The organism is Streptomyces sp. NPDC006197, assembly GCF_040613865.1.
GTDB lineage: Bacteria > Actinomycetota > Actinomycetes > Streptomycetales > Streptomycetaceae > Streptomyces.
Genome location: NZ_JBEXSZ010000251.1, coordinates 1 through 6,027 on the forward strand (window position 1 = coordinate 1; position 6,027 = coordinate 6,027).

Below are 6,027 nucleotides of genomic sequence, written 5' to 3' on the forward strand. Positions count from 1 at the left end.
GGCGGCTCATGAGGGCGTCCCCGTGGAGGCGGTGTCGAGGGTCGGGCGGGTCCGTTCCAGGGCGGTGTCCAGTGCCTCGACGCGGCGGTACGCGGTCTCGTCGGTCTCCTTGGACCGGATGCGGGCCGGCCGGTAGTGGGCCGGCTCGACGTACCGCCCGCCCTCGGCGACCACGTTCCCGTACAGCCAGTCGGAGACGACGACCAGGAGATCGACCTCCTGGCTCTCCGCCATGATCCGCTTCGCGGGGGCGCTGTCGCAGAGCCGGGCGGCGAGGTCCACCGCCCGCCCGACGAGCCCGCGCCCGTCCTGGGCGACGAGCCCCGCGTTCATGCCGATCCGCAGCCGCAGGCGCCGGCTCCGGCCCGTGTTGTGGGCGCGCAGGCTCTCGTAGAGGGTGTCGATCCAGCGTCCGACCATGAGCGTCGGCGGCACGTCGGGACGCAGGGCGGCGAGGATGCCGTCCCCCCGGTCCTCCTGGTGGAAGGTGCCCGGTTCGACGCCGACGGAGCCGTACGCCTCGTCGAAGGCGGCGTACATCGCGGCCCGGTGCAGCTCCTTCTCGGCCATGCCCAGGGTTCCGGAGCCGCAGATGTCGCCGAAGACGACGAACCGGTGGATCCCGCCCGCTACCCCGTTCGCTTCCGCACTGCTCACTCTCGGACTCCCTGTGTGTGGTGCCGTGGTGGTGCGTGTGTCGCATGTCCAGACTGGCCGTCCGCGACGGCCGGCGATGTAGCCGTTTACACACCCGGCGGAGATACGGCCGCCGGGTTTCCGCCGGGGCGTGCGCGCCCCTGCGCGAGCAGCACCAGGACCGGCATGTCGAGGACGACGACGGTGCGGTTCGCGGTGCGGACGACGTCCTGCTCCCGGAGCAGGCGCAGCGCTTTGGCCACCGCCTCCCGGGTGGCTCCGATGGCCGCCGCCAGATCGTGCTGGGGCAGCGGAAGCTCCAGTACGGTCCCTCCGTCGGCCCGCCGCCCGGCGCGTTCGGCCAGTTCGACGAGCCGGGCGGCGAGGCGCTGGAGGACGGTCTCGGAGGCGAGCGCGCGCCGCTCGACGTCGGCACTGCGCAGCCGGGTGGCGAGCTGCCGCATGATCAGCGCGGTCGCGTGCGGCCGGGCGGCGAGGAAGCGCCGGAACCGGTCGCCGGAGACGGCCACCGCCTCGACCGTGCCGAGGGCGGTGACGCTGGCGCTGCGCGGGCCCCGGTCGACGGCGGCGAGGTCGCCGACGACCTCGCCGGCGCCGCGCAGGGCGAGGATGAGCCGTGATCCGCGCTCGGTGCCGACGGAGACGACGGACCAGCCGGAGAGGAGCGCGAGGACGTAGGCGCTGGTGTCGCGTTCGCGGATCATCACCTCCCCGGGTTCGTAGACGCGCCGGACGCCCTCGGCGAGCAGTGACCGCCGGTCGGCCGCGGGGAGGGCGTGGAGGAAGGAGCGGTCCTGGCCGAAGAGACTCATCGCCGCTCACCCCCGTACCGTTCGCAGGCCCTCCGGGGAAGACCGTCCGCCGGTGGCCGACCGGCGCTTTCGCGTGCGTGTTCCCACCTCATGTGACGTACTCAGCCACACTATTGACGCTGTGTCACGTCGTGGGGTGAAGAACGCTAGAGGGTGCGGAAGAAACGCGTCAACGAGCACGGGGGGCGCAGGGGAGCGCCGCCGTCGGCACCCCTGCGCCCCCCCGTGGAAGCGGCCCGGGGCGTGTGCGCGAAGCCTTCGTGAAGGCTTCGCGCACACACCCCGGAATCCGCGCTTCGCAGGAGCCCGGTCAGAGTCTCGGGTCGACCGGTTCCGACTCCAGGGCCAGCACCGCGAAGACGGCCTCGTGGACCCGCCAGAGCGGTTCGCCCGCGGCAAGCCGGTCGAGAGCCTCCAGGCCGAGCGCGTACTCGCGCAGCGCGAGCGACCGCTTGTGGCCGAGGAAACGCTGCCGCAGCCTCTCCAGGTTCTCCGGCCGGGTGTACTCGGGACCGTAGATGATCCGCAGGTACTCCCGGCCGCGCACCTTCACGCCCGGCTGCCCGAGCCGCCCCTTCGCGTCGCGGACGAGCGCCGCCAGCGGCTTGACGACCATGCCCTCGCCGCCCGCCCCGGTCAGCTCCAGCCACCAGTCGGTGCCCGCGCGGACCGAGGCCTCGTCACCGGTGTCGACGACGAGCCGACGGGTCACCTGGAGCAGCCCGGTCGGGTCGTGCTCGACGAGCCGGTCGAGCCGGGCCAGCTGCTCGTCGTGCGGCACCGCCGCGAGCGAACGCCCGCGCGCCGCGAGCAGCTGGAAGGGCGCGAACCGCACACCCTCCAGGCCCTCGGTCGGCCAGCAGTACCTGCGGTACGCCTCGGTGAAGGCCGCCGCGTCCACGGCCCGCTCCCGCTGCCGGGCGAGCAGCCCGTCGATCCCCTCGACCCCGCGTCCCACCGCCCGCTCCAGGGCGTCGATCGCCCCGGGCAGGACGGCGCCCGAAGCGGCGCCGACCGCCGCGTACTGCGCGCGAAGCAGCCCGGCGGACTTGAGCGACCACGGCATCAGCTCGCCGTCGAGCAGCAGCCAGTCGGTGTCGAGTTCGTCCCAGAAACCCGCCGCGCCGATCGCCGTCCGCAAGCGCCCGAGGACCTCCTCCGTGACGTCCTGGTCGTCGAAGAAGGGCCGTCCGGTACGGGTGTGCAAGGAGCCGGTCACCCCGGTGACGCCGAAGTGCTCGCGCGCCGCCTCCTCGTCCCGGCAGACGAGGGCCACGGCCCGGGAGCCCATGTGCTTCTCCTCGCACACGACCCGCTCGACGCCGTCGGCCCGGTACTGGGCGAAGGCCTCGGCCGGGTGCTCCAGGTAGCCGTCGACCTTCGAGGTCGCGGTGGGCGCCATCGTCGGCGGCAGGTAGGCGAGCAGCCGCGGGTCGACCGCGAACCGGCTCATGACCTCCAGGGCCGCCGCGGCGTTCTCCTCGCGCACGGCGACGTTCCCGAGGTGGCGGGTCTCCACGGTCCGCCGCCCGTGCACGTCGCCCAGGTCCAGGGGACGCCCCTGGTGCCCGCCGGGCGCCTCGGTGGCGAGCGGCCGCGCCGGCTCGTACCAGACCTTCTCGGCCGGTACGTCGACGAGCTCGCGCTCGGGCCAGCGCAGCGCGGTCATCCTCCCCCCGAAGACGGCCCCGGTGTCGAGGCAGAGGGTGTTGTTGATCCAGGAGGTACGGGGCACGGGGGTGTGTCCGTACACGACGGCGGCCCGGCCCCGGTACTCCTCCGCCCACGGATAGCGCACCGGCAGCCCGAACTCGTCGGTCTCGCCCGTGGTGTCCCCGTACAGCGCGTGCGAGCGCACCCGCCCGGAGGTCCGGCCGTGGTACTTCTCCGGCAGACCGGCGTGACAGACGACGAGGTTCCCGCCGTCGAGGACGTAGTGGCTCACGAGTCCGTCGATGAACGCCGCCACCTCCGCGCGGAACTCCTCGCTCTCGCGCCCCAACTGCTCGACGGTCTCGGCAAGGCCGTGCGTCTCCTGCACCTTCCGCCCCTTGAGCCACCGGCCGAGCTTGTTCTCGTGGTTGCCGGGGACGCACAGCGCGTCGCCCGCCGCGACCATCCCCATGACCCGGCGCAGGACGCCCGGCGAGTCGGGGCCCCGGTCGACGAGGTCGCCGACGAAGACGGCCGTCCGCCCCTCGGGGTGGTGTCCGTCGACGTAGCCGAGCTTCGCGAGCAGGGTCTCCAGCTCGGAGCGGCAGCCGTGGACGTCGCCGATGATGTCGAACGGGCCGGTGAGGTGCCGCAGATCGTTGAAGCGCCGCTCCAGGACGACCTCGGCCTCCTCGACCTCCTCCACGGAGCGCAGCACGTGCACCTTGCGGAAGCCCTCGCGCTCCAGGCCTCGCAGCGAACGGCGCAGCTCCCGCCGGTGGCGCTGGATGACGTGCGCCGGCATGTCCGCCCGGTCGGGCCGGGCGGCGTTCCGCGTGCGGCACACCTCCTCGGGGAGGTCGAGGACGATCGCGATCGGCAGCACGTCGTGGGTCCTGGCCAGCTGGACGAGCTGACGCCGGGCCTCCTGCTGCACGTTGGTGGCGTCGACGACGGTCAGCCGCCCCGCCGCCAGGCGCTTGCCCGCGATGTAGTGGAGGACGTCGAAGGCGTCCCTGCTCGCGGACTGGTCGTTCTCGTCGTCGGCGACGAGCCCGCGGCAGAAGTCCGAGGAGACGATCTCGGTCGGCTTGAAGTGGCGCCGGGCGAAGGTGGACTTGCCGGAACCGGTGGCACCGACGAGCACCACGAGGGACAGATCGGTGACGGGCAGGGTGCGGGTCATGCGGTGACCTCCTTCGAGGTCTCGTCGGTACGGCTGTCGGTGGAGGTGTCCGTACGGCTGAAGACGGCCATCTGGGTCGGCGGCCCGACCTCCGGGTCGTCCGGTCCCACGGGGGCGAACCCGACCCCGTAGCCGTACTGCCCCGCGACGCCGGCCGCCCAGGCGCGGAACTCCTCGCGGGTCCACTCGAAGCGGTGGTCGCCGTGCCGGACGTGCCCGGCCGGAAGCGACTCCCAGCGCACGTTGTACTCGACGTTCGGCGTGGTCACGACGACCGTACGGGGCCGGGCCGAGCCGAACACCGCGTACTCCAGGGCCGGCAGCCTCGGCAGGTCCAGGTGCTCGATCACCTCGCTGAGCACGGCCGCGTCATAACCCGCGAGCCGCTTGTCGGTGTACGCGAGGGAGCCCTGCGTCAGCTTCACCCGGGCGGCCTGCCGCTCCCCCATCCTGTCCAGGTGAAGCCGGCGCGCGGCGACACCCAGGGCCCGCGCGGACACGTCCACGCCGACGATCTCGGTGAAGCGCGGGTCCTTGAGCAGGGCCTGCACCAACTGCCCCTGTCCGCAGCCGAGGTCGAGCACGCGCGTCGCGCCCGCGTCCTTCAGCGCGGCGAGGATCGCCTCCCGCCGCTGCTCGGCGAGCGGCACCGGACGCTCCTCCGTGTCGGTGGTCTCGTCGACGGCGTTGTCGACGTCCTCGACGTCCAGGCCCTCGGCCTCGGCGAGCCGCACCAGTTCGAGCCGCTCCGTCGCCGCACGGGCCAGACCCCAGCGGCGCGAGAGATAGCGGGCGGTGATCAGTTTCCGCTCGGGGTGGCCGGCCAGCCAGCCGTCACCGGCGCGCAGCAGCTTGTCGACCTCGTCGGGCGCGACCCAGTAGTGCTTGGCGTCGTCGAGGACCGGCAGCAGGACGTACAGCTGGTTGAGGGCGTCCGCGAGCCGCAGCTCGCCCTCCAGGACCAGCCGCACGTACCGCGAGTCGCCCCACTCGGGGAACTCCCCGTCCAGCACCACCGGTTCGGCGTCCACCGTGTCCCAGCCCAGCGGCCCGAACAGCGCCCGCACCAGCTCCGCGCCGCCCCGGGCGGGGAGCGCGGGGACCTCGACGCGCAGCGGCAGCGGCGCGGCGGCCCGCTCGGGCATCGCCTTGCACTCGCCGTGCAGCGCGGTCTTGAAGACCTTGGCGAGCGCGACGGCAAGCAGCGAGGACGCCGCGTAGGGCCGGTCGTTGACGTACTGCGCGAGCGCCGAGTCCGGGGCGCCGCCCCGGCCCTTGCCCTTGCCGCGGCGCACCAGCGCCACGGGGTCCACCTCCAGGAGGAGTGCCGCCGTGCACCGCTCGGCACTCGCCTCGGGGTAGAGGACGTGCGCCGTGCCGTGCGAGGTCGAGAACGCCTGCGCCCGCTCGGGATGCTTGTGCAGCAGAAAACCGAGATCGGTCGCGGGTCGCTCCGGGCTGCCGTAGGTACTGATCGTCAGGAACACACGCTCGAGTATGGGCGCCCCCCGCCCCACCGACCAGGCATTTTCCGACCACCACCACTTGGCCGGCCCCGGCCGGGCGGCCGGGTCAGGCCGGGCGGCCGGGTCAGGCCGGGCGGCCGGGTCAGGCCGGGCGGCCGCACGATCGCCGACCAGGCCTCCGACCCGTACCTCTCGTACGTGCTCCACGAGGACGAGGACCGCATCGACGGCCTCAAGGCCCTGCTCTCCTCCA

General features: G+C 73.4%; 4 protein-coding genes. All 4 read right to left on the minus strand.

Translation table 11 applies throughout. The features are described 5' to 3' along the window. Positions 1-6: 6 nt before the first annotated feature. A complete protein-coding gene (locus tag ABZ318_RS38720; RefSeq protein WP_356907106.1) occupies positions 7-657 on the minus strand; it encodes a hypothetical protein in 651 nt (216 codons plus the stop codon). Positions 658-743: 86 nt separating this feature from the next. Then, on the minus strand, positions 744-1,469 hold the full coding sequence (locus ABZ318_RS38725) for a Crp/Fnr family transcriptional regulator (RefSeq protein ID WP_356907107.1): 726 nt from the start codon (positions 1,467-1,469) through the stop codon (positions 744-746). 310 nt (positions 1,470-1,779) lie between these two features. Next, entirely contained in the window at positions 1,780-4,308 is a 2,529-nt protein-coding gene (locus ABZ318_RS38730) for a polynucleotide kinase-phosphatase (protein WP_356907108.1), read from the minus strand. Further along, complete coding sequence (locus tag ABZ318_RS38735) at positions 4,305-5,795, minus strand: 3' terminal RNA ribose 2'-O-methyltransferase Hen1 (RefSeq protein WP_356907109.1); 1,491 nt, start codon at positions 5,793-5,795, stop codon at positions 4,305-4,307. The genes ABZ318_RS38730 and ABZ318_RS38735 overlap by 4 nt, the downstream gene beginning before the upstream one ends. Between the last annotated feature and the right edge of the window lie 232 nt (positions 5,796-6,027).

Coding starts and splice junctions, on each gene's coding strand:
- ABZ318_RS38725 (WP_356907107.1), bottom strand. CDS start 1,469: ATGAGTCTCTTCGGCCAGGACCGCTCCTTCCTCCACGCCCTCCCCGCG.
- ABZ318_RS38730 (WP_356907108.1), bottom strand. CDS start 4,308: ATGACCCGCACCCTGCCCGTCACCGATCTGTCCCTCGTGGTGCTCGTC.